At 65.7% G+C, this 23,628-nt stretch carries 22 protein-coding genes and 1 tRNA gene; 8 read left to right on the top strand and 15 right to left on the bottom strand.

Features of this window, described 5'->3' with window-relative positions:
- The 6 genes from coaBC to alaS form a co-directional block, all read right to left on the bottom strand.
- Positions 1 to 774, bottom strand: a 774-nt coding sequence (gene coaBC / locus Q0Z44_RS00980; RefSeq protein WP_298008818.1) for a bifunctional phosphopantothenoylcysteine decarboxylase/phosphopantothenate--cysteine ligase CoaBC, incomplete at its 3' end; no start/stop codon positions are given.
- 72 nt (positions 775 to 846) lie between these two features.
- Positions 847 to 1,902 (bottom strand): AraC family transcriptional regulator, encoded by a 1,056-nt coding sequence (locus Q0Z44_RS00975; RefSeq protein ID WP_298008814.1) that lies wholly within the window; start codon positions 1,900 to 1,902, stop codon positions 847 to 849.
- Between the two features lie 311 nt (positions 1,903 to 2,213).
- Positions 2,214 to 3,284 (bottom strand): AraC family transcriptional regulator, encoded by a 1,071-nt coding sequence (locus Q0Z44_RS00970; RefSeq protein WP_298008811.1) that lies wholly within the window; start codon positions 3,282 to 3,284, stop codon positions 2,214 to 2,216.
- A gap of 73 nt (positions 3,285 to 3,357) precedes the next feature.
- The gene (locus tag Q0Z44_RS00965) at positions 3,358 to 4,245 is read right to left on the bottom strand and encodes a metal-dependent hydrolase (RefSeq protein WP_298008808.1); all 888 of its coding nucleotides are present in this window, start codon (positions 4,243 to 4,245) and stop codon (positions 3,358 to 3,360) included.
- Between the two features lie 215 nt (positions 4,246 to 4,460).
- A complete protein-coding gene (locus tag Q0Z44_RS00960) occupies positions 4,461 to 5,354 on the bottom strand; it encodes a metal-dependent hydrolase (RefSeq protein ID WP_298008805.1) in 894 nt (297 codons plus the stop codon).
- A gap of 192 nt (positions 5,355 to 5,546) precedes the next feature.
- Positions 5,547 to 8,174 (bottom strand): alanine--tRNA ligase, encoded by a 2,628-nt coding sequence (alaS, locus tag Q0Z44_RS00955; protein WP_298008802.1) that lies wholly within the window; start codon positions 8,172 to 8,174, stop codon positions 5,547 to 5,549.
- Positions 8,175 to 8,322: 148 nt separating this feature from the next.
- On the opposite strand from alaS, the gene Q0Z44_RS00950 reads away from it, so the two are divergent.
- Positions 8,323 to 9,810 carry an NAD-dependent succinate-semialdehyde dehydrogenase gene (locus Q0Z44_RS00950; protein WP_298008797.1) on the top strand — a complete coding sequence of 496 codons (1,488 nt, stop codon included), beginning with the start codon at positions 8,323 to 8,325 and terminating at the stop codon, positions 9,808 to 9,810.
- A gap of 60 nt (positions 9,811 to 9,870) precedes the next feature.
- On the opposite strand, the gene Q0Z44_RS00945 is transcribed toward Q0Z44_RS00950, so the two are convergent.
- Positions 9,871 to 9,944: transfer RNA gene (locus Q0Z44_RS00945), tRNA-Gly, on the bottom strand.
- Between the two features lie 81 nt (positions 9,945 to 10,025).
- On the opposite strand from Q0Z44_RS00945, the gene trmB reads away from it, so the two are divergent.
- The gene (gene trmB, locus Q0Z44_RS00940; protein WP_298008794.1) at positions 10,026 to 10,775 is read left to right on the top strand and encodes a tRNA (guanosine(46)-N7)-methyltransferase TrmB; all 750 of its coding nucleotides are present in this window, start codon (positions 10,026 to 10,028) and stop codon (positions 10,773 to 10,775) included.
- A gap of 90 nt (positions 10,776 to 10,865) precedes the next feature.
- Here trmB and Q0Z44_RS00935 read toward each other — a convergent pair whose 3' ends face one another.
- From Q0Z44_RS00935 to msrB, 4 genes are read right to left on the bottom strand one after another with little or no spacing between them, the layout of a single operon-like run.
- Positions 10,866 to 11,690 (bottom strand): peptidylprolyl isomerase, encoded by an 825-nt coding sequence (locus Q0Z44_RS00935; protein ID WP_298008791.1) that lies wholly within the window; start codon positions 11,688 to 11,690, stop codon positions 10,866 to 10,868.
- A gap of 31 nt (positions 11,691 to 11,721) precedes the next feature.
- Positions 11,722 to 12,006, bottom strand: coding sequence for a BolA family protein (locus tag Q0Z44_RS00930; protein WP_298008788.1), 285 nt, complete (start codon positions 12,004 to 12,006; stop codon positions 11,722 to 11,724).
- Positions 12,007 to 12,035: 29 nt separating this feature from the next.
- Positions 12,036 to 12,674: a septation protein A gene (locus Q0Z44_RS00925; RefSeq protein WP_298008785.1), complete on the bottom strand. Its 639-nt coding sequence runs from the start codon at positions 12,672 to 12,674 to the stop codon at positions 12,036 to 12,038.
- Between the two features lie 7 nt (positions 12,675 to 12,681).
- Complete coding sequence (msrB, locus tag Q0Z44_RS00920) at positions 12,682 to 13,089, bottom strand: peptide-methionine (R)-S-oxide reductase MsrB (protein ID WP_109035641.1); 408 nt, start codon at positions 13,087 to 13,089, stop codon at positions 12,682 to 12,684.
- Between the two features lie 150 nt (positions 13,090 to 13,239).
- Here msrB and Q0Z44_RS00915 point away from each other — a divergent pair, with 150 nt between their 5' ends.
- Complete coding sequence (locus Q0Z44_RS00915) at positions 13,240 to 14,082, top strand: undecaprenyl-diphosphate phosphatase (RefSeq protein ID WP_298008778.1); 843 nt, start codon at positions 13,240 to 13,242, stop codon at positions 14,080 to 14,082.
- Positions 14,083 to 14,109: 27 nt separating this feature from the next.
- Positions 14,110 to 14,970: a ferritin-like domain-containing protein gene (locus Q0Z44_RS00910; protein WP_298008775.1), complete on the top strand. Its 861-nt coding sequence runs from the start codon at positions 14,110 to 14,112 to the stop codon at positions 14,968 to 14,970.
- On the opposite strand, the gene Q0Z44_RS00905 is transcribed toward Q0Z44_RS00910, so the two are convergent.
- Together Q0Z44_RS00905 and hmpA are read right to left on the bottom strand one after the other, a co-directional pair.
- Entirely contained in the window at positions 14,930 to 15,415 is a 486-nt protein-coding gene (locus tag Q0Z44_RS00905; RefSeq protein WP_298008772.1) for an Rrf2 family transcriptional regulator, read from the bottom strand. The genes Q0Z44_RS00910 and Q0Z44_RS00905 overlap by 41 nt on opposite strands.
- A gap of 69 nt (positions 15,416 to 15,484) precedes the next feature.
- Positions 15,485 to 16,708 (bottom strand): NO-inducible flavohemoprotein, encoded by a 1,224-nt coding sequence (hmpA, locus tag Q0Z44_RS00900; RefSeq protein WP_298008769.1) that lies wholly within the window; start codon positions 16,706 to 16,708, stop codon positions 15,485 to 15,487.
- A 132-nt stretch (positions 16,709 to 16,840) separates the two neighbouring features.
- Here hmpA and Q0Z44_RS00895 point away from each other — a divergent pair, with 132 nt between their 5' ends.
- Positions 16,841 to 17,050 carry a DUF3079 domain-containing protein gene (locus tag Q0Z44_RS00895; RefSeq protein ID WP_298008766.1) on the top strand — a complete coding sequence of 70 codons (210 nt, stop codon included), beginning with the start codon at positions 16,841 to 16,843 and terminating at the stop codon, positions 17,048 to 17,050.
- 10 nt (positions 17,051 to 17,060) lie between these two features.
- Here Q0Z44_RS00895 and Q0Z44_RS00890 read toward each other — a convergent pair whose 3' ends face one another.
- A complete protein-coding gene (locus tag Q0Z44_RS00890; RefSeq protein ID WP_298008763.1) occupies positions 17,061 to 18,077 on the bottom strand; it encodes an FAD:protein FMN transferase in 1,017 nt (338 codons plus the stop codon).
- A 5-nt stretch (positions 18,078 to 18,082) separates the two neighbouring features.
- Positions 18,083 to 18,490 carry a c-type cytochrome gene (locus Q0Z44_RS00885; protein ID WP_298008760.1) on the bottom strand — a complete coding sequence of 136 codons (408 nt, stop codon included), beginning with the start codon at positions 18,488 to 18,490 and terminating at the stop codon, positions 18,083 to 18,085.
- A gap of 184 nt (positions 18,491 to 18,674) precedes the next feature.
- Between Q0Z44_RS00885 and Q0Z44_RS18280 the strand changes: the two genes are divergently transcribed.
- The 3 genes from Q0Z44_RS18280 to Q0Z44_RS00875 are packed head-to-tail and all read left to right on the top strand — an operon-like array spanning position 18,675 to position 23,622.
- Positions 18,675 to 19,031, top strand: coding sequence for a DUF2946 family protein (locus Q0Z44_RS18280; protein ID WP_366517555.1), 357 nt, complete (start codon positions 18,675 to 18,677; stop codon positions 19,029 to 19,031).
- A gap of 26 nt (positions 19,032 to 19,057) precedes the next feature.
- Positions 19,058 to 20,992, top strand: coding sequence for a TAT-dependent nitrous-oxide reductase (nosZ, locus tag Q0Z44_RS00880; protein WP_298008757.1), 1,935 nt, complete (start codon positions 19,058 to 19,060; stop codon positions 20,990 to 20,992).
- Positions 20,989 to 23,622: a NosR/NirI family protein gene (locus Q0Z44_RS00875; RefSeq protein ID WP_298008753.1), complete on the top strand. Its 2,634-nt coding sequence runs from the start codon at positions 20,989 to 20,991 to the stop codon at positions 23,620 to 23,622. The genes nosZ and Q0Z44_RS00875 overlap by 4 nt, the downstream gene beginning before the upstream one ends.
- Positions 23,623 to 23,628 lie beyond the last annotated feature (6 nt).

Below are 23,628 nucleotides of genomic sequence, written 5' to 3'. Positions count from 1 at the left end.
CATCACGTCGATGCGGCGCACGCCCTGCGGCGTCGGCAGGTGCACTGGCCCGGCCACGAGCGTGACGTCGGCACCGGCCTCCTGGGCCGCGCGGGCCAGCGCAAAGCCCATCTTGCCGCTGGAATGGTTGGTGATGCCCCGCACCGGGTCGATCGGCTCGAAAGTGGGGCCTGCCGTGATCAGCACCTTGCGGCCCGCCAGCACCTTGGGCTGGAAGTGCGTGATCACCGCATCGCGGAGCGCTTCGGGCTCCAGCATGCGGCCGTCGCCCGTTTCGCCACACGCCTGGTCGCCGCAACCGGGACCGAGAATCAGGGTGCCGTCGGCTTGCAGCGTGGCCACGTTGCGTTGCGTGGCCGGATGGGACCACATCTCACGGTTCATGGCGGGGGCCACCAGCAAGGCGGTGTGCTCGCGCGGACGCGCAAGACAGGTCAGGCTCAGCAGTTCGTCGGCGCGACCAGTCGCCAGGCGCGCCATGAAGTCGGCACTGGCCGGCGCAATGACGATGGCATCGGCCTCGCGCCCGAGGTTGATGTGCGCCATGTTGTTGTCGGGGCGCGCATCCCACTGGCTCGTGAAGACCGGGCGGCCAGACAGGGCCTGGAAGGTGACCGGGGTGATGAAGGCCTCGGCGGCCTCGGTCATGACGACCTGGACGGTGGCACCGGCCTTGACGAGCAGTCGGACGAGTTCGGCCGACTTGTAGCAGGCGATGCCGCCGGTCAGGCCCAGCACGATGTGCCGGCCTTGGAGCTCATTGCGATCTGACATGGCCGGGACTCTATCAGGCCCCGGCACTCCGGACCGCTCGGCCCTCGCCCGGGCCTGCCCAAAAAGGCGGCTTCAGCGCGCCACGCCCACGGCGTTCAGCTGGTTGCGATAGGCGCTGGGCGACAGGCCGGTCCAGCGCTTGAAAGCAAAAGTGAAGGCTCGGCGGTCCGAGAAGCCCAGCTCGGTGCTGATGGACTCCATGCTGATGGCCCGGCGCTTGAGCATCACACGGGCGCGGTGCAGCTTGGCTTCAGACTGAATGTCGACGTACTTCATGCCTTCGGACTGCAGCCTGCGCTGCAGCGTGCGCGGGTGCAGGCCCAGTGCAGACGCGGTGGCGTCCAGCCCCTCACGCAGCAGTTCGGGACGGCGCTCGAGCGCCCAGCGCACCTCGTCCACCACGCGGCGGGTGCCGCCCTCCTGGCTCAGCCGGCGCTCGATCATCTGACGGGCACGGGTCAGCACCTGCGGTACGGGAGTGCGCAGCGGCGCGTCGAGCCAACGGCGGTCCATCACCAGCGCATCCATGCCTTCGTCGAAGAACACTGGCACGCGGAAGTGGTCACTGAATTCCTGCGCGTACTCCGGCTTCGGACCCGACACACGCACCGACAGCAGCCATTGCGGCTCACGGGTTGCACGGGTGATCAGCTGGTAGACCGCGGCCAGCATGACCTCCCGCACGGGTGCGAGTTTGGCGCTGTCAGCATGGGGCACGGTCATCTCGACGCGCAGGTGGGCTTCGGCGTTGAACTCGTCAAGGCGCAGCTCCATCCAGGGTGTCAGCAGCTCGCGGGCCCAGCCTGCCAGTTCGAGGATATCGCGCACGGTGGAGCACGATGCGATGAAGGCATCGAACTCGGCGTAGTGCTCGAACACGAAGCAGTCGCCCAGCACGAAGGGGAAATGTCGACCTTTGGCGCTTTCCACACAGCGCGAGAACGCCTTGAGCAGGGCATCCGGGGTCACCCGCATCTGCGCCTGCAGCTTGTCATGCGGGCCGATGCCGGCTTCGGAGAGGGCTTGTTCGACCGGAAAGCCGCAGACAGATGCGGCCTGGCGCCAGCTCCCGAGGGCCGGCAGAGGAACGGACGACAAGGTGGTGCGGGGTGCTTGCGTGGCTTGCATGGCAGTCCTGTTCAGGTCGATACAGTAAGGTCGGGTGGCATATCTGACAACGAAAACCACCAGATTCAGCGTCGTTACAGACGACGCCGAAGGGCTTTTCCGTGTGTCTGAATTTAGGCCCTGCCCTGGTGCCAGCCAAGGAATTTTGCGCGCCATTTCGGAGCAAAAGGCGCCAATCCCCCCATCCCAGTGGCCGAATCTCGGCACTGGTACCCGGTGGTTTCCCTCGGTGCGGGAGAAATCGCGCAAAACAAAGGGCCCCTGAAGGGCCCTTTCGACTACGCGCGTTACAAGATCAAACGGCCTTGTTTTCACACCTGCCGTTCGCGCCAGGCGCTTGGCGTGCATCCCTCCCAGCGCTTGAAGGCTGCCGTGAACGCGCGCCGATCGGAGAAGCCGAGGCGCACGCTGATGTCGTCGATGGAGACCTCGCCCCGCTTGAGCCATTCACATGCCAGCCGGTGGCGCATGCGCGCCTGGACGCCCAGGTAGCTGTCGTTCTCGTCCTTGAGGCGCCTCTGCAAGGTGCGCGGATGCAGGTTCAGGCGGTCGGCCATGTCTTCCACCCCCAGCGCCAGCAGCGCAGGATCACGGGCGATGAGCTCCTCCACCTCGGCGGCCACCCCCTGGCGGCGCGTCTCCTTGCCCAGACGCTGCTCGGCGAGCTGCTGCGCCTGCTGATGCAACGCCGGGAACGCCCCCTCAAGCTGGACGTCCAGCGCATGCCGATCGAACACCAGGGCGTCTTCCTTTTGCCCGAAGCGAACCATGCCTTCCGGGAAGAAAGCGCGGATCTGCGCTGCATGCGGGGTCTCGTCCTCCGCAATCTTGAAACGCACCTCGCGGAAGTTCTCTTCGTGGCCCACGAGATTGCGGCCGAACTTGCGCACGCAGGCCATGATCGCGTGGGTCACCAGGTGCAACGGCAACCCGAACCGGCCGATGTCAGGCACCGGCACATCGAATCCGATGACGACACGGGCTTCGTCGCCCTGCTCTTCCAGCTCGATGGTGATCCAGGGCAGCACGACCTTGCGCGCGATCTTCGCGGCGTTGAGCGCGTCGCGCAGCGTGGGGCTGGTGGTCAGCAGCGTCTCGAACTCGGGAAGCGATTCAAAGGCGAACGTGTCGCCCAGCACCAGCGGAAAGTACTTGTCAGGCGACATCGCGACGCACTGCTCCAGCACGGACACCATCTGCAGCGGCGAGACGCGCGCCTCTTCGAGGCGAATCAGGTCGATGGTGATGCCCGCTTCCTTGAAGAGCGGCTGCACGTTGAAGCCGCACTTGGCCGCGGCCTTGATCCAGCTCGAGAGCATGAACAGCGGGATGGGCCGGATGCCCAGCGCCTCGAGCATGGCTGGTGGAAGGGGAATACGCATAAACGAAATCGGCACACTCCCAATGAGTGTGCCGAAGTCTAACCAGTTCAGAGGACGGGCGTCGGGGAATCCGTCAGCGCACCAGGGCAGCGCGCATCAGCTCGCTTGCCTCGACGGGGTCGCGGTTGACGCTGAACGCAGACAGCCACTGGTCGTAGCCCGGCTGCTCGGTTTCCTGCCAGGGGTGGAACCCGACACGGTAGTACGGGAAGTAGTGCCGCACCAGCGGAGCAAGCAGGCCGGACGGCTTGAGCAGCCACCACATGCCCTTGGCGTGCATCTTCCGGCGCTCCCACCACGAGAACCCGTCCATCTTCAGCATCTGGTCGCAGAAGTAGTGGATGGTGAACGGGAACATGACCGTGGTGTGCAGCATGGCGGCAATGCGCTTGGCGTAGCCGACCTTGGCGTAGTCCTCCATCACGTCGTACGCCACACCCTTGTGCTCGACTTCCTCGATGGCATGCCAGGCGTACATGGCACGCACGCGCGGGTCCGCCTCTTTCATGATGTCGCGCTGGTCGAACAGGGTGTGCGCGCCGATGGACGTGAAATGCTCGAGCGCGCAGGTGATGGCCAGCGTGTAGCCACGGCTGAAGCGGCCGCGGTAGTTGGTGAACAGCAGGTCATCCAGCCACTTGGTGAGGCGATCCACGTCAATGCCCTGCTGGCGCAGACGCTCGTTGTACTGGTTGTGCACCATGCTGTGCTGGGCCTCCTGACGGTTGAAGCCCTTGATCTCGTCGAGCAGCTGGCGGTCGGAGATCTGATCGCGGAAATCGCGCACGCAGGTCATGAAAAACTTCTCGCCCGGCGGGAAGATGATCGACATGGCGTCGAACAGGCGGGTCTTGAACGGGTCGCCGCCAAACCAGTACTTCGGAATGTCCGCATGGTCGAGCTGGAAGTCGAGGCGCTCGCGCGGCACGATGGGGTGCATGGCAGGGTGCTTCGTGGTCATGTCATGCCTCTCTGGCGTGATGAAGTGCAATGGCTGCATTCTGAAAAATGACCCTGCTGACACACAGGATGAGGCGTGACAGCAAGGTTTCCGCTGCGACATGGGCAGGCAGGGACTTTCCCTGATGGCGCGCTTGCCCCCTTGGCGGCGTTGCAAAAAAAGAAGGCCCCGAAGGGCCTTGAATCGCAATAGGAGCGAGAAGAGAAGCGTGTGGATCAGAGGGCAAGTGCCATGCGGGTCTGCTCGCTGGCCTTGACCGGATCGCCACTGGCGTTGAAGGCCGCGAGCCACTGGTCGTAGCCCGGCTGCTCCGTCTCCTGCCAGGGGTGGTAGCCCGGCTTGTAGTACTGCCAGTAGGCCTTGGCCATGGGCTGCAACAGACCGCCCGGCTTGAACATCCACACCAGGCCCTTTGCCGACAGCTTCAGCCGCTGCCACCCGGTGAAACCATCCTGCTTCAGCAAGGCGTGCTGGACGTAATGAATCGTCACCGGAAACATCACGGTTGCATGCACCAACGCCCAGATGCGCTTGAAATAGCCCACCTTGGCGTAATCCTCCATCACGTCGTAGGCCACGCCCTTGTGCTCCACCTCTTCGATGGCGTGCCAGTTGTACATGGCGCGCACCCGGGGATCGGCGTGCTTCATGATGTCGCGCTTGTCGAACAGGCTGTGCGCAATGATGGACGTGAAGTGCTCCAGCGCCGAGGTGACAGCCAGGTTGTAGCCCTTGCTGTACTTCGACCGGTAGTCGCGGTTCAGCATGTTGTCCACATAGGCCGTGAGGCGATCGACATCAATGCCCTGCTTGCGCAGGCGGTCGTTGTCCTGGCGATGGACCATGCTGTGCTGCGCTTCCTGCAGGTTGAAATCCTTGATTTCCTGCAGCAGCTTGGGGTCGGAAATCTGGTCGCGGAAGTCGCGCACGCAGTTCATGAAGTACTTTTCGCCGGGCGGGAAAATGATGGACAACGCGTCCCAGAAACGCGACTGGAAGGCGTCCCCACCCATCCAATACTTCGGAATGTCGCCATCCAGACCGAACTGCAGCTTCAGGCGCGGCACGATCGGGTGCTTGGCGGTGGCTTTGGTCGTTGCGGTGCTCATGTGCGTCTGCCTCAGAAGGGGTTCTTGTTAGCCCTTACTTTAGGAACATCGCTGCCTGCGCGACAGGATGCTGCGCGACCCGAAGGATTCCTGCCTGACAAATTGCCGTCGCGGCGGTGGTTCAAACCCGCGTCACCATGAAAAAAGCGCCCCGGAGGGCGCTTGGTGATCCGGCCAGGGTTCCGCGCAAGATCAGAGGCGCTCGGCCACCCAGCCCTGCACGCCGGCCAGGGCCTGAGGCAGCGCCGCGGCGTCGGTGCCGCCGGCCATGGCCATGTCGGGCTTGCCGCCGCCCTTGCCGCCCACCTGCTGGGCGACGAAGTTGACCAGCTCGCCCGCCTTGACCTTGGCCGTCGTGTCGGCCGTCACGCCGGCGGCCAACTGCACCTTGGCGCCGTCCACGGCGGCCAGCACGATGGCGGCCGTCTTCAGCTTGTTCTTGAGCTGGTCCATGGTGTTGCGCAGCGTGGCGGCGTCAGCGCCTTCCAGACGGGCGGCCAGCACCTTCACCCCCTTGACGTCGACGGCCTGGGCCACCAGTTCGTCACCCTGGGCGGATGCCAGCTTGCCCTTGAGGGCCGCGATTTCCTTTTCCAGCGCGCGGATCTGGTCCTGCGAGGCGGCCACGCGGGCCGGCACGTCGTGCGGCGTGGCCTTCAGCAGCGCGGCCAGGCCATTGACGGTGCTTTCCAGGTTCTGGGTGTAGGCCAGCGCGTTGTCGCCCGTGATGGCCTCGACGCGGCGCACGCCGGCAGCAACACCGCCTTCGGCCACGATCTTGAACAGACCGATGTCACCCGTGCGCTTGACGTGGGTGCCACCGCACAGCTCCTTGGAGGAGCCGATGCTCAGCACGCGCACGGTTTCGCCGTACTTCTCGCCGAACAGCATCATGGCGCCACTCTTCTGGGCGTCGTCCAGGGCCATGACCTGGGCCTGCGCGTCGGCGTTGGCCAGGATCTCGGCGTTGACCAGGGCTTCGATCTCGCGGATTTCTTCGTCGGTCAGCGGCTGGCCGTGCGAGAAGTCGAAGCGGGTGCGGTCCGGCGTGACCTGCGAGCCCTTCTGCTGCACGTGCTCGCCGAGCACCTCGCGCAGGGCCTTGTGCATCAGGTGGGTGGCGCTGTGGTTGCGCACGGTCTTGGCGCGCAGTTCGGCGTCGACCTTGGCGTTCAGGGTGTCGCCCACCTTGACGGCGCCTTCGACCACGCGGCCATGGTGACCGAACACGTCAGCCTGGATCTTGAGCGTGTCTTCCACCACGAAGCGGCTGGTGGCGTTGCGCATGTCGCCGCTGTCGCCGCACTGGCCGCCCGATTCGGCGTAGAACGGGGTGTGATCCAGCACGATCACGGCGTCGTCACCGGCGTTGGCCTGCTGCACCGACGCACCGTCGACGTAGATGGCGGTCACGGTGGCGGCTTCGCGGGCCAGGTGGTCGTAGCCGTGGAAGGTGGTGGCGGCGCCGCTGTACTCCAGCCCGGCGGCCATCTTGAACTTGCCGGCCGCACGGGCCTGCTCGCGCTGGCGGGCCATGGCGGCATCGAAGCCGGCCTGGTCGACGGTGACGTCGCGCTCGCGGCAGACGTCGGCGGTCAGGTCGACCGGGAAGCCGTAGGTGTCGTGCAGCTTGAAGGCGGTCTCGCCATCGATGACCTTGGCACCCGTGGCCAGGGCGCCTTCCAGGATCTCCATGCCGTTGGCAATGGTCTGGAAGAAGCGCTCTTCCTCGGTCTTCAGGACCTCGGTGATGCGCTTTTCATTGGCGCGCAGCTCGGGGTAGGCCTCGCCCATCTCGGCCACCAGGGCCGCGACCAGCTTGTGGAAGAACGGGGTGCGGGCGCCCAACTTGTAGCCGTGGCGGATGGCGCGACGGGTGATGCGGCGCAGCACGTAGCCCCGGCCTTCGTTGCTGGGGATGACGCCGTCGGCCACCGTGAACGAGCAGGCGCGGATGTGGTCGGCGATCACCTTGAGCGACGGGCTGTTCGGGTCGAAGCCCTCGCCGCCCGACGCCGTGACGGCCTCGCGGGCTGCGGCCAGCAGGTTCTGGAACAGGTCGATCTCGTAGTTGCTGTGCTTGCCCTGCAGCACCGTGGCGATGCGCTCCAGGCCCATGCCGGTGTCCACCGAGGGCTTGGGCAACGGGTGCATCACGCCGTCTTCAGTGCGGTTGAACTGCATGAAGACGTTGTTCCAGATCTCGATGTAGCGGTCGCCGTCTTCATCGGGGCTGCCCGGGGGGCCGCCGGCGATCTCGGGACCGTGGTCGTAGAAGATCTCGGTGCACGGGCCACAGGGGCCGGTGTCGCCCATCATCCAGAAGTTGTCGGACATGTAGCGGCCGCCCTTGTTGTCACCGATGCGCACGATGCGCTCGGCGGGCACGCCCACCACCTTGTTCCAGATCTCATAGGCCTCGTCGTCTTCCTGGTAGACGGTGACCCAGAGCTTGTCCTTCGGGAGCTTGAAGTGCTCGGTCAGCAACTCCCAGGCGTAGCTGATGGCGTCCTTCTTGAAATAGTCGCCGAACGAGAAGTTGCCCAGCATCTCGAAGAAGGTGTGGTGCCGCGCGGTGTAGCCGACGTTGTCCAGGTCGTTGTGCTTGCCGCCGGCGCGGATGCACTTCTGCGACGTGGTGGCACGCGTGTACGGGCGCTTGTCAAAGCCCAGGAACACGTCCTTGAACTGGTTCATGCCCGCGTTCGTGAACAGCAGGGTCGGGTCGTCACCGGGCACCACGGGGCTGGACGCGACGATGGTGTGGCCTTTGGACTCGAAGTACTTCAGGAAGGTCGAACGGATCTGGGCGGCTTTCATCCGGGGTCTTTCTCTTAGGGCTGGGCGCCAGGGGGCGGCGTGCAACAGCAATCCACCTCGCGGGCAGGGCTCAGCGAAGCCCCTGATTATAGATTTCGGGCCGCCCCCTATGATGGCCCGCCATCAAGACCTGTCACGGAGCCACACCATGGATGCCATCGCCTCGCCCCTGGCCTCGCTGCAAGACCCGACGCTGTTGAAGACCGAGGCCCTCGTCAACGGCCAGTGGGTGGACGGCACCAGCCGCTTCGCCGTGCACGACCCGGCCACGGGCGCCCTGCTGGCCGAGGTCGCCAACCTGGGGGCATCGGACACCGAAGGCGCCGTGGCGGCAGCCGACGCCGCGTGGCCGGCCTGGCGGGCGCTGACGGCCAAGGCCCGCGGCGCCATCCTGATGAAGTGGTTCCACCTGTTGCACCAGCACGCTGACGACCTGGCCCGCATCATGACCGCCGAGCAGGGCAAGCCCCTTGCCGAATCGCGCGGCGAGGTGGGCTACGGCGCCTCGTTCATCGAGTGGTTTGCCGAAGAGGCCCGCCGCGCCTACGGCGAGACCATCCCGACCACCGACCCGACCAAGCGCTATCTGGTGGTGCGCCAGCCCGTGGGCGTGTGCGCGGCCATCACGCCGTGGAACTTCCCGATTGCGATGATCACGCGCAAGGTGGCTCCGGCGCTGGCAGCCGGCTGCCCGGTGGTGATCAAGCCGGCCGAGGCGACCCCTTTGTCGGCGCTGGCGGTGGCCGAGCTGGCCTTGCGCGCGGGCATGCCGGCCGGGGTGCTGAACGTGGTCACGGCCGACGCCCGGCAGTCGATCGAGGTCGGCAAGGTGCTGTGCGCGAGTGACACGGTGCGCCACCTGTCGTTCACGGGCTCCACCGAGGTGGGCCGCATCCTGATGCAGCAGTGCGCGCCCACCGTGAAGAAGCTGTCGCTCGAACTGGGCGGCAATGCGCCCTTCATCGTGTTCGACGACGCTGACCTGGACGCCGCCGTGGAAGGCGCGCTGGTGAGCAAGTACCGCAACGCAGGGCAGACCTGCGTGTGCGCGAACCGGCTGTACGCCCAGACCGGCATCTACGAGACGTTTGTGGAGAAGCTGGCCGCGCGGGTGGCCGAGATGAAGGTCGGCAACGGCTTCGAGCCGGGTGTGGTGCAAGGCCCGCTGATCGACGCCGAGGCGCTGAACAAGGTCGAAACGCTGATGGGCGACGCACTGGCCAAAGGCGCACGCGTGCTGACCGGCGGGGCGCGGGCCAGCGTGGCGGGCGGCGCGTTCTACCAGCCGACGGTGCTGGCCAACGTGGATGCGAGCATGCGCATGGCGCGGGAGGAGATCTTCGGGCCGGTGGCGCCGGTCTTCCGCTTCGAGACCGAGGCCGAGGCGATTCACCTGGCCAACGACACCGAGTTCGGGCTGGCGAGCTACTTCTATAGCCGCGACGTGGGCCGCATCTTCCGCGTCAGCGAAGCGCTGGAGTACGGCATGGTGGGCGTCAACACCGGCTTGATTTCGACCTGCGAGGTGCCGTTTGGCGGGGTCAAGCAGTCGGGCCTGGGACGTGAAGGGGCGCGCCAGGGGCTGGATGATTACCTGGAGACCAAGTACGTGTGCCTCGGCGGGCTGGATCGGTGAACCGAGGCTGATACGCCGAGAAAAGCAGAACGGCGACCCGAGGGGCGCCGTTGTCGATTCTGGAGCGGGTGATGGGAATCGAACCCACGTATCAAGCTTGGGAAGCTGGCGTTCTACCATTGAACTACACCCGCAATGCTGCGCATTCTAGCGCAGCGCCGGTACGCTTTGAGGCACACTCTCGTCCTTTCGTCCGACGCCTGTAGCGAACGCGCATGTCTTCCAGCGACCCGACCCTGCCCGCCTCCTCCGGCGAGGCCCTGCCCGCCGCCGACGCGGCCGGTGACCGCCCCGAACACCCCCGCACCATTCGCAGCTACGTGATGCGCGCCGGACGCACCACGGAGGGCCAGGCACGCGCCTTGAGCGAACTGGGCCCGCGCTTCGTGCTGCCCTTCGCCCAGCAGCCGCTGGATCTGGCCGCCACGTTCGGGCGCGAGGCCCCGGTGGTGTTCGAGATCGGCTTCGGCATGGGCGATGCCACAGCCAAGATCGCGCAGACGCTGCCCGACACCGATTTCATCGGCTGTGAGGTGCACGAGCCCGGCGTGGGAGCCCTGCTCAAGCAGATCGGCGAACGGGGCCTGACGAACCTGCGCATCGTTCAGCACGATGCGGTCGAGGTGCTGGAACACATGGTCCGCCCCGGTTCGCTGGCTGGCGTCCACATTTTCTTCCCCGATCCGTGGCACAAGAAGCGCCATCACAAGCGCCGCCTGATCCAGCCGCCGTTCGTGGCCAAGCTGGTGCAGCATCTGGCGCCCGGAGGCTACCTGCATTGCGCCACCGACTGGGAGCCTTATGCCCAGCAGATGCTGGAGGTGCTGTCAGCCGAGCCTGCGTTGGAAAACACCGCACAGGGTTACGCCGAGAAGCCGGCCTACCGCCCGCTGACCAAGTTCGAGAACCGCGGCCTGCGCCTGGGCCATGGGGTGTGGGACTTAGTCTTCCGCAAGCGCACCTGAAGCGCGCTTACGCCCTGCGCCTTACGGGCGTGCGGGCGCCCCAATGAAAAACGCCCCTTTCGGGGCGTTTTGTCTTTCAGGCCGAAGCGCTTACTCGCTGAACTTGTAGTCGGTCTTGGCCTTGGTGCGCAGTTCATCGCGGAACTTGGCCAGCTTGGCCTGGGCCTGACGCTGCATCAGCTGACCCTTGACCTCGTCGAACGACGGGAACTGGGCGGTGCGCACGTCTTCCAGCTTGATGATGTGGAAGCCGAACTGCGACTTGACCGGGGTGTCGGTGACCTGGCCCTTCTGCAGCTTGGTCATGGCCTGCGAGAACTCAGGCACGTAGTTGCCGGGGTTCGCCCAGTCCAGATCGCCGCCGTTTTCAGCGGAGCCCGGGTCCTTCGAGTTCTTCTTGGCCAGGTCTTCGAACTTGGCGCCGCCCTTGATCTGCGCGATCAGGGCCTTGGCCTCGTCTTCCTTCTCGACCAGGATGTGGCGGGCACGGTATTCCTGACCGCCGTTGGCAGCCTTGATCTTGTCGTACTCGGCCTTGGCTTCGGCCTCATCCGGCTTGTTCTTCTTCTCGAAGTCCTGGAACAGAGCGCGGATCAGGATGGACTGGCGGGCCAGTTCCATCTGCGTCTTGTAGTCGGCAGAACCCTGCAGACCGCGGCGCTCGGCTTCCTGGATGAAGATCTCGCGCAGCACGACCTCGTCCTTCACCTTCTGCTCCAGTTCGGGCGAGCGCTCTTGCGGAGGCTGGCCGGGCTGCTGGGGTTGCTTCAGGATCTGTTCGATCATGGCCTCGGCACGCGCCTTGGGCACAGCCTTGCCATTGACGATGGCGATGTTTTGCGCGAACACCAGCGGGGCGGCCAGCGTGAGCGATGCAGCCAGCGCGGCAGCCTTGGCGATACGAGAGGTCTTCATGGTAGGAGCGGAACGCTTTCTTGAATGGAATTCAGACGGGCTCGGCCTTGATCGCCAGAGCATGAATCCCCTGGGCGATCAGATTGCGCAGGGCATCATACACAAGGCGGTGGCGTTGAACGTGAGACAGTCCGTTGAAGCAACGCGCCTTTACCTGCACCGTGAAATGCGTGCCGCTGGAGGCCCCGCTGGAACCGGCGTGGCCGGCATGCGCAAGGGAGTCGTCAACCACCTGCAGGGATTCCGGCTCGAGGGCGGCGCGCAGCACGGCCTCGATCTGCTCGGCGGTGACGGGAAAGGCGTTGGCTTGGCTCATGGCAGGTTCTTCAGCGGATACGGCGGGCATCAGGACGCGGCCTTGTCGGTGGCCTCGGCCGGCATGTGGCGACTCAGGTAGACCCCTTGCAGCAGCGTGAACACCAGCGTCAGGCCCAGGCTGCCCCAGAGCTTGAAGCTCACCCAGATGTCGGTCGGAAAGTTGAAGGCCACGTACAGGTTCAGCACACCCATGCCGGCAAAGAAGGCCACCCAGGCCCAGCCCAGTCGACGCCAGACGGCATCCGGCACCTGGATCTGGCCGCCCATCATCTGGTTGAGCATCTTCTTGCCCAGCACCACCTCGGTGACGAACAGACCCGCACCCATCACCCAGTAGATCGCAGTCGGCTTCCACTTGATGAAGGTCTCGTCGTGGAACCACAGCGTCAGGCCGCCCAGGACCACGACGATGCCCAGGCCGATCCACAGCATGCGGTCCACCGGCTTGCGCAGCGCCTTCAGCACCACGACCTGCAGCAGCGTCACCACGATGACGACCACGGTGGCCAGCAGCGTGGGCGCCTCGGTGGGCCCCACCGCGCCACCGGACACGGCGAATCCGAGGTACTGCGTCATCCACGCCGCGGCCTGCTCCCGATGGCCTTCGCCCCACTTGAAGGCGATGAAGAACAGGATGATGGGGAGCAGGTCGAACAGGATTTTCATGGGTGTCTCAAGGCTGGCGCGGCTCGAAGTCTAGCGCGGCGGAATTGATGCAGAAGCGTTCACCCGTGGGGGCCGGCCCGTCGTCGAACACATGGCCCAGGTGGGCGCCACAGTTCTGGCAGCGCACCTCCACCCGGGTCATGCCATGGCTGGTGTCGAGCACCCGCTCGACCCGCGCCTGCTCGGTGGGTTGCCAGTAGCTGGGCCAGCCGCAGCCGGCGTCGAACTTGGTTTCAGATTCGAACAGCGTGACACCGCAGCACACGCACTTGTACTGCCCTTCGGCGAAGTGGTCCCAGTAGCGACCGGTGAACGCCCGCTCGGTGGCCGCGTGGCGGGTGACCTCGTAATCCAATGGCGCCAGCTGGGCCCGCCACTCGGCGTCGGTTTTCTTGACCTGGTAATCGTCGCTCATGGTGATCCGTCCTTGGTACCGCGGGGGCTGTGCCGCATGTGGCGCAGTGTAGACAAGCCCCCCTGTCCCTGGGGAAGGGCGGGTTGATGCCCCCTGCCCGTCGCCTAACATCGGTGCTCGTTTCCCCCAAGCCCTCAACCGGTGCCAGTCGTGGACGTCATCCTGTTTGTCAAAGCCGCCCTCATGGGCATCGTGGAAGGGCTCACCGAGTTCCTGCCGATCTCCAGCACCGGGCACCTGATCCTGGCCGGCTCGCTCCTCGACTTCGGCCACAGCGCTGGCGCCGACAAGGCCAAGGTGTTCGACATCGCGATCCAGACCGGCGCCATCTTCGCCGTGGTGCTGGTGTACTGGCAGCGCGTAAAGGACACAGTCACCGGCATCACGAGCGAGCCGAAAGCACAGCGCTTCGCGCTCAACGTGCTGATTGGCTTCGTACCGGCCATCGTCCTGGGGCTGCTGTTCGGCAAGGCGATCAAGGCCAACCTGTTCACACCCACGGTGGTGGCCGTCACCTTCATCGCCGGGGGATTCCTGATCCTGCTGGCCGAACGCATGGCGCTGAGCCGCCCTGCCCCGCGCGTGCAGACGGTGGACGACCTGACCGCCATGGATGCGCTGAAGGTGGGCCTGGTGCAGTGCCTGGCGCTGGTGCCGGGCACCAGCCGTTCGGGCGCGTCGATCATAGGCGGGATGATGCTGGGCCTGTCGCGCAAGGCAGCCACCGACTACAGCTTCTTCCTGGGCATCCCGACGTTGATGGGCGCCGGCGCCTACAGCCTTTACAAGGAACGGCATCTGCTGTCGCTGGCCGACCTGCCGCTGTTCGGCACCGGCCTGGTGTTCGCTTTCCTGTCGGCTTGGGTGTGCGTGCGCTGGCTGATCCGCTATGTGTCGAGCCACAACTTCAATCCGTTTGCCTGGTACCGCATTGCGTTCGGCATCGTCATTCTGGTGACGGCCCACTTCGGCTGGGTGACCTGGGCTGAATGACACGACGGGGCTGGGCACAATACGCGGATGTCCGCACGTGAAGAAGCCCTTGCCATCCTGCTGAATCCTGATCCGGCCACCAAGGCCGACGCCGCCCGGCATCTGTATGCGCGCCTGGGGGGCGATGCGATACAGGCGGTTGCAGCGGGCAACGCGGCTGTGCCCGACGTGCCGGGCCTGAGCGCAGACGATTGCGCCGCCCCGCTGCGGTTGACCGCGGCACAGCAGGCCGCCATGCCGGGGCGCCCGGAACGCCCTCACCTCGTGCCGGCCAAGCAGGTGCCCTCGCGCTCGCCCTTCACACTGGAGGGCCGCGCGGCGCTGCTGCATGCGATCTGCCACATCGAGTTCAACGCGATCAACCTGGCGCTGGATGCGTGCTGGCGCTTCGCCGGCATGCCCGTGGCCTTCTACCTCGACTGGCTGCGCGTGGCGTCCGAAGAGGCGCTGCACTTCAGCCTGCTGCGGGATCACCTGCGAACGCTGGGTCATGACTACGGCGATTTCGACGCGCACGACGGCCTGTGGAGCATGTGCGAAAAAACGAGCGACGACATCCTGGCCCGCATGGCGTTGGTGCCCCGCACGCTCGAAGCCCGCGGGCTGGACGCCACGCCGCTCATCCAGGACAAGCTGACCCGCGCAGGTGACTTGGAGGCCGTCGGGATCCTCGACATCATCCTGCGCGACGAGGTGGGGCACGTGGCCATCGGCAACCGGTGGTTTCACCGGCTCTGCCAGCAACGTGGGGTGGATGCCGTGAACCTGTACCCGGAGCTGGTGCGCCGTTACGAGGCCCCTCGGCTGCGGCCGCCCTTCAACGAAGCCGCGCGCAAGGCAGCCGGCTTCACCGACGACGAACTGGCGTTTCTGCTGGGAGTGGACTGAGCGATGCCGGGATCGGCGGGCGGTGCAGGCGCACGATGGCCTCGCCCGTTGTGCCACGCACCGCGGCAGCCAGCGTATGGCGATTCAAGTCGGCATAGAACGCCTCGGTGGCGCCGCCCAGCAGGCCCTTGAGTTCGCACTGGCCACGCAGCACACAGGGGGGCTCACCGCAGTTGATGAGCTCGTCCGTGCGCTCCAGCGTGCGGACGACATCGCCGAGCCGATAGGCCTCGGCCGGCCGGGCCAGCCGGATGCCACCGCCCTTGCCGCGCAGGTTGACCAGCCAACCCTGCTGGCCCATGAACTGCACGACCTTGGTGAGGTGGTTGTGCGCCACATCGAACCGCTCGGCAATCTCGCCGATGGTGGTGACCTCGCCCTGCGGTGAGCCGGACAGGTACATCAGGACGCGCAGGCCAAGGTCCGTGAATCGTGTCAGCTGCATTCGACGTTCTCGTACTCGGAATCAGCGAGCATAACCAAGGCGCGAAGCAGCCGACATGAAGCACCCGGCTCAGGCCGGGACGCCACCCGTGCCGAAGGCCTCGGCATGGATGCGCTCGGCTGGCACACCGCGGCCACGCAGGGCGCGGATCTGCTCGGCCATGAAGCCCACCGGGCCGCACACATAGTGGTCGGCATCCGGAGGAAGAAGCGGCGTGCCGGTCAGCGCGGCGAGGTCCAGGCGGCCCACGGCATGCCGCTGCGCGGCCCCAGCGCCCTGACCGTCTTGCGCCAGCTCGTGAACGATCCAGGCCTGCCCGTCGGGCAATTGCTCGATCAGCTCGCCCACCCGGGCACCGAAGGCCTGCACACCAGCGTGGCGCGCGGCATGCAGGAAGCGCACAGGCCGGCGCGAACCGGTCTGCACCAACCGTTCGAGCATGGCCACCATGGGCGTGATGCCCACCCCGGCGCTGACGAGCACCACCGGGCTGTCGCGGTCTTCGTGCAGGTAGAAGTCGCCAACCGGCGGCGCCACTTCGATCAGGTCGCCCTCTGCAACGTGCCCGTGCAGAAAGTTGGACACCATGCCCTCTGCCTGCTGAGCCGGATCCCGCTCACGCTTGACGGAGATGCGCAGGTGATCCTGACCGGGGGCGCACGACAGGCTGTACTGACGCGGCTGCCGGTAACCCAGCTCAGGCACCACCACGCGGATCGAGACGTACTGCCCGGCACGGTAGTGCGGCACCTTGCCCCCATCGGCCGGCTCCAGTTCGAAGGAAGTGATCTCTTCGCTTTCCGGCTGCTTGCGACGGACGCGGAAGGTACGCCACCCGGTCCAGCCGCCCTCGCGCGTGGCCGATTCGTCGTACAGCGCACGCTCCATGCCGATCATGATGTCGGCCAGCTGGCCATAGGCCGCCGCCCAGGCGTCGATCAACTCGGGGGTCGCCGCCTCACCCAGCACTTCGGCGATGGACGCCAGCAGGTGGCGCCCCACGATGGCGTAGTGCTCGCTCCGGATGCCGAGGCTGACGTGCTTGGCCGCCACCCGTTCGAGCACCGGCATCAACACACCGGGGTTGTCGATGTGCTCGGCATAGGCGGCCACGGCCATGGCCAGCGCCTGCTGTTGCGCGCCATTGCGCTGGTGCCCCTGGTTGAACACTTCGCGCAGTTCCGGGTTGTGCTGGAACATGCGCGCATAGAAGTGGGTGGTGAGGGCCACCCCGTGTGCCTGAAGCACAGGGGCGGTGGCCTTGACGAGGGTACGGGTGGTCTCGGTCAGCATGGTGAGGGGTCCTTTCTGAATATGCATTATCGATGCATGTTTAAGAGAACGGGGCAACATCCCCATGCCGCGCAGGGATGCAAGGCTGACGCGGATCAAAACCATGCTGGGGAAGGCGGCACACACTGCGGCGTGCGCAAACGCTTTCCGATCAATCCACCCCACCCCGAACGCATGTGCTGGGGCTGCGACAAATACTGCCCCGCGGGGTCGATGGCATGCGGGAATGGCTCGGATCGCACGCCCCATCCGGCCGAGCTGTTCGGCCCTGACTGGGACACGTGGACACCGCCTCAGGAAGGCGAAGCCCGGACTCCTCAGGCCGCGCAGAGCGCGCCCTGAGGGCGCTGGCTCAGGCGTTGAGCCACCGCGTCATGCCGGCGGTGTGCCAGCGCGTCCGATCGCGTTCGAACACCAGAACGTCGGCCCGGCTTTGAAGGTCGCCCAGGATTGCCGCGCGTTGTGCCGGGTTGGCCGCCATCAGGGCGGCGCCACGGCCATTGACCGCTGCCCCCTCGCGGGCCACCAGAACCACGCCATTCGGCCCTTGCGTCGGCATGCCGGTTCGCGTGTCGAGGATGTGGTGATAGCGCTGACCGCCACGCTCGAAGCAACGCTCATAGTCGCCCGATGAGGCCACCACGCCATCGCGCAGCGTGACCACACCGGCAAGGCGATCGGGCGCATGGGCGTCCCGGATGCCCACACGCCAGTCGCGCCCTTGCCATTGCCCGGAGGTGATCACGTCCCCTCCGCCGTCGATCTGCGCGTCCTGCACGCCGTGCAGCCGCAGCACGGCCATGCCGGCCTCCAGGATGGGCAACTTGGCAATGCCGCCCAGGTCGAGCCGCATGTGGGGCCGACGCAGGAAGGCCGTGCCATGGCGGGTGTCGAGCACCACGTCGCGGTGGTCAACCAGCGTGCGCGCTTGCGCGAGGTCGGCCGGTGTCGGCATGGCGGCATGCTCTGCGTCGAAACGCCATCCGGCGTACGCGCCCACCGTGATGTCGAACGCACTGCCGCTGATGCGGGACAGCGACCGGGCTTCGCTCAGCACGTTCATCACGTCGGGCGTGATGCGGACCGGCGTGCGACCGGCCTGCCGTTGCAGCATGGCCACCACACTGTCGGGCTCATAACGACTCAGGTTGCCCACCAGGCGCCCCATCTCTGCCCACGCTGCCCGCACTGCGTTCTCACGCAAGGCGGCATCGCGGTGCTGCACGGTGATGTCCACCCGGGTGCCCATCATCGTGCGGCTGTCGTGGCTGGCGGCGCTGTGGGCCGACGCCACGCGGGCGCTGCAGAGCGGAATCAGCAGCGTCGCCCCCAGCCACTGCCTGCGCGTCAGACCAAGCTGTGCAGCCATGGCATTCAGCGCGACTGCGCCACCATGTAGTCGACCGCGGCCTTGACCTCTTCATCCTTCAACGCAGGGCTGCCACCCCGCGGCGGCATCATGCCTTTCGCACCCGTGAAGCCTTCAAGGGCGTGCTGATAAAGCACGCCTTCGCCCTGCGCGAGGCGCTGGCCCCAGTCGGTCTTGTCACCGGGCTTCGGTGCCCCGCCCACGCCGGCTGCGTGGCACATCGCGCAGGTCTTGCCATACACGCTCTTGCCGAGTGTGTTCTCGGCCACGGGCGCCGCCGGCGGGCTCGCTTCGGTGGTCGCCACGCTGGCCGACGGCGGGTTCTGAGCGGCGGCGGGCGCCTGTTCCTGCTTGCCGCAAGCCATCAGGCTCAGCGCGGCCAGGGTGATCATGGTCAGTTCTCGAATGTGCATGGTGCGTCTCCACAAGCGCGGTTCAGTCGCCTGATTCTGGAGCGCCGCCCACGACGCCGCCAAGCGCATTTCCTCAATCGCCACGCGCCTTGTTGGACCTTGGTGAATCTTGAACTGGTTCAAGGACACGGCGCCCCGCGACTCCGACGATGCGGATGCTTTTCTGCAAGCCACATCCGCCACCATGTCGATCCTTCGCCTCGTACGTCGCCTGCCCACCTGGGTCGTGGTGGTCGTGCTGATGGCATGGGGGCACAGCATGGCAGCCCCCTTGTTCAGGCCGCTCACGCTCGACACCATCTGCCGCGGTGGTGGGGCGATCGTCAGCGTGGTCAAGACCGATCAGGACGCCCCGGGTGGCACTGCGCACCAGCATGGCCAATGCGGCCAGTGCATGCCGTCGGACGCCTCTCTACCCCCCTTTTCCACGTTGCGACCCACGCTTGTGCGCACCACGTCGGTCGCGGATGCGCTGCCTCCTTCTCCCGCTTTTCACCAACGCCTTGTGCCACCACCGGCACGAGGTCCTCCTGCCGCCTGAGTCAAGCCCAACAAAAGGTTGTCATCATGAAAGACCAAGAGATCAAGAAGCCGCAGAACCCCGAGACCATCGGTCAGGGACGCCGACAGTTCATGAGCCGCGCCGCACTCTCGGGGCTTGCCCTGGGCGCCGTGGCCTGCACGGACAAGGGCGTGGGCGCAGCCCCGGCCGCATCGGCTGCCGGGTCCGGCCCTGCGGGCAACGCAGCCGAAGCCGGCGTGCACCTGAAGCCCGGTGAACTCGACACCTACTACGGCTTGTGGAGCGGTGGCCACACCGGCGACATGCGCGTGCTGGGCCTGCCGTCCGGCCGCGAAATTCTGCGCATCCCCGTGTTCAACCCCGATGCGCTCGTGGGCTGGGGGATCACCAACGAGTCCAAGAAGATCATGGGCACCAAGCCCGATGGCTCCTTGCGCTACACGGTGGCCGACACCCACCACACGCACGCGTCGTACAAGGACGGCAACTACGACGGCCGCTATGCCTGGGTGAACGACAAGATCAACTCGCGCATCGCCCGCATCCGCCTGGATTACTTCGTCTGCGACAAGATCACCGAACTGCCCAATGTGCAGGGCTTCCACGGCATCTTCCCGGACAAGGCCGACCCGATCGACCCGAAGATCAACTACACCACGCGCGTGTTCTGCGGTGGCGAGTTCGCCATCCCACTGCCCAACAACGTCGGCACCGACGACGACAGCAAGTACCGCTCGATGTTCACGTGCGTGGACGCGGAGACCATGGAAGTGCGCTGGCAGGTGCTGATCGACGGCAACTGCGACCTGGTGGCCACCTCGTACGACGGCAAGCTCGCGGCCACCAACCAGTACAACGTCGAGATGGGTGCGCACTATGAAGACATGATGTCGGCCGAACGCGATGCCTGCCTGTTCTTCAACGTGGGCCGCATCGAAGCCGCCATCAAGGCCGGCAAGTTCAAGACCATCGGCGACTCCAAGGTGCCCGTGGTGGACGGCACGCGCGAGGCCAACAAGGATCCCAAGACCGCGCTGACCGCTTACGTGTCCGTGCCCAAGAACCCGCACGGCGTGAACGCCAGCCCCGATGGCAAGTACTTCATCTGTGCTGGCAAGCTCTCGCCCACCGGTACCGTGATCGAACTGAGCAAGGTGCTGGACTACTTCGAGGGCAAGCTGCCCGATGTCGACAAGGCCATCGTGGCCGAGGTCGAGCTGGGCCTGGGCCCTCTGCACACGGCGTTCGACGGCCGTGGCAATGCCTACACCACGCTCTTCCTGGACAGCCAGGTGGTGAAGTGGAACGTGGACGCGGCCATCAAGTTCCACGCCGGCGACAAGAGCGCCAAGTACGTGGTCGACCGCCTGGATGTGCAATACCAGCCGGGCCACTTGAACGCCAGCCACTCGGAAACCAAGGCCGCCGACGGCAAGTACCTCGCGGTGGGTTGCAAGTTCTCGAAGGACCGCTTCCTTCCCGTGGGCCCGCTGCACCCCGAGAACGAGCAGATGATCGACATCTCGGGCGACAAGATGAAGTTGATGGCCGACCACCCGGTGCGCGGCGAGCCGCACGACTTCATCATCTTCAAACGCGACATCGTCAAGCCCAAGCAGATCTACTCGCATGACGACTTCCCGCTGGCGATCCGCGATCCGAAGGAATCGGGCGTGTTCCGTCAGGGCAAGAAGGTCACGGTCAAGCTGACATCGCAGGCTCCCGCCTTCAGTCTGCGCGAGTTCAAGCTCAAGAAGGGCGACGAGGTCACGCTGATCCTGACCAACCTGGACAAGGTCGAAGACCTGACCCACGGTTTCGCGATCCCGAAGTACAACGTGAACTTCATCGTGAACCCGCAGGAGACGGCCTCCGTCACGTTCATTGCAGACAAGCCTGGCGTGTTCTGGTGCTACTGCACGCACTTCTGCCATGCCCTGCACCTTGAAATGCGCACGCGCATGATCGTCGAGGCATGATGTTTCACACAGTTCGTTCCTGCTGGGCTCGCCTGGTGCAGCGCGCATTGGCTGCACTGGCCCTTCTGTCCCTGGTGTCCGTTGCGCAGGCTGCAACGGGTGCTTATGAGGCAGCCCTGCCGGACGATCTGGGCACCGTGCGCGACCTGTGCGCGCACGTGCCATGCCATGAGGTGTTCCCCCGCGCGAAGGGCTTTTCCGAGCGCATGGGGCAACCGCCCTACGTGCAGGCCTATGGCGACGCCGTGGCCGGCAAGAAGCAAGTGCTGGGTTACGTGATGCTCTCCACTGACATCACGGACACTCCGGCCTACTCGGGCAAGCCCGTGGTCACGCTGATCGGCATGGACACCCTGGGCCGGTATGTGGGCGTGAAGGTGCTCAAGCACTCCGAACCCATCCTGCTGCTGGGCATCCCGGAATCGGCGCTGATCAAGTTCAACAACCAGTACCTTGGCAAGTCTGTCAAGGACAAGATCGAAGTCGGCCCTTCGCGGCCTGATGAAGGCGTGCTGGGCGTCGACGCGATCTCGGGAGCCACCGTCACCGTCATCGCCCAGAACCAGGTGATGCGCCTGTCCGGCGCAGCGGTCGCACGGCAGGTCGGCATCCTGGCACCGGATGTGCGACCGGCTGCGCGCTTTAACACCACGGGCCAGCGCTGGTCCTGGCCCGAGTTGGTCAAGATGGGGGCCGTGCAGCGCCTGCTGGTCAAGCCCGAGCAGGTGGGCCTGGCGCGGGGCAACGAGCCCTTCATCGAGCTGTGGTTTGGCGACCTGAACCAGCCCGATCTGGGCACGAGCCTGCTGGGCCAGGACGGCTGGGCCAGCCTGCGCGGGCAACTGAAGGAAGGGGAACATGCCTTCTTCGTCATTCGCACGGCGGGCGAAGAATCCTTCAAGGGATCGGGCTTCGTGCGCGGCGGTATCTATGACCGTATCCAGATCAAGCAGGGGCACGACGCTTACACCTTCCGTGATCTGGACTACCTCAATCTGTATGGGCTGAGCGCGCAAGGCGCCCCCAGCTACAACGAATCGGCCATCTTCATCGTTCGGGCCAAGGGCTTCTCGGCGGCCTACCCCTGGAAGCTGAGCTTCATGGGCAACCGCGTGGACCGCGCCACCGGCACACGCAGCTTCGCCAGCTTCGATGCCCGCTATTGGATGCCAGCCGAGATGCTGGAAGGCGGCCGCCCCGAAGTGACGGAAGACGAGGCACCGTGGCAGCGCGTGTGGCGCACCCGGGCCGTGTCGATCGGCCTGTTCGTGGCGTTGCTGGTGGCGGTCACCATCGTGTACGCGATGCGCGAGCGGCTCACGCGCCTGTCCACCCACAAGAACAAGTGGCCCGTCAACGCATTCAAGTACAGCGCCTGGGTGCTGAGCATCGTGTTCGTGGGCTTTGGCGTCATGGCGCAGCCCAGCATCACGCAGGTTCTGACCTGGTTCCACTCGGTGCTGTTCCAGTGGACGTGGTCCCTGTTCCTGTCGGACCCGTTCATCTTTGTGTTCTGGATTTTCATCATCCTGACCGTGTTCCTGTTCGGGCGCGGGCTGTTCTGTGGCTGGATGTGCCCCTTCGGCTCGCTGTCGGAGGCGCTCTACAAGATCGGCGGCAAGGTGGGCCTCAAGCGCTGGCAACGGCACTTGCCCCGCCCTGTGCACGATCGGCTCAAGTGGCTCAAGTACGCGATCTTCTTCGGCTTGCTCACGGTGTCCATGTTCTCCATGGGCCTGGCCGAGATGCTGGCCGAGGTGGAGCCTTTCAAGACCACCTTCCTGGTCGGCATCCACAACCGTGCCTGGCCTTATGGCTTGTTCGTGTGCGTGCTGCTGGGTGTGTCGCTGTTCATCGAACGGCCCTATTGCAAGTACATCTGTCCCCTGGGCGCGGCGTTGGCCATGCCCAGCACCTTCCGCTGGTTCGGCCTGCGCCGCAAACAGGACTGCAACAGCTGCAAGGCGTGTGCGGTGGGATGCGGCTCGCTGGCGATCGATGAAAAGGGCCGCATCGACCATCGCGAATGCCTGCATTGCCTGGATTGCATGGTGCTCTACACCGACCAGCACGGCTGCCCGCCGCTGTCGAAGGAGCGCAAGCGCCGTGAACGCGATGGCCTGCTGATCACCCCGATTGGCGAAAACGGCTACTACATCCCGATTGCGGCCGAGCCGGTGCGCATGAGCGACAAGGTGGCCCAGGGGCCGGATCCGCGCTGGCCGACGGACGCGGTGACGCCGCCGTATGCGACCGGCACACGGGGCCTGCGCTGGGCCATGGCGGAGGTGCGAGATCACCTGTGGCCCTGGAGCCGGGATGGCTGGCGTCATCACCGCGCACTGCAGATCGCGGGGCTGTCGCTGGCCATCGCGGCCAGCGTGGCGTGGTTGCTGGCTGCCACGGGGCGGCTGTCGTCAGGCGCCCTGATCGGCTGGTGGTTCGGCTGGAGCGTGTATGAGGTGCTGATCCGCATGGGTGGACGCCGCTACGTCAAGGATGGCCCGTGGTGGCGGGCGAACTACCGCCATGCCTCCTGGATGGACATGCTGAGCTACGTCGGCTTCAAGAACCTGCTGGTCGGGGCCACGCTGTTCCTAGTCCTCAAGGCGATGGGCTGGCTGGGGTAAGACCGT

This window comes from uncultured Aquabacterium sp. (genome assembly GCF_947366995.1).
Lineage (GTDB): Bacteria > Pseudomonadota > Gammaproteobacteria > Burkholderiales > Burkholderiaceae_C > Aquabacterium.
This window is presented reverse-complemented; position numbering and strand designations above follow the sequence as displayed.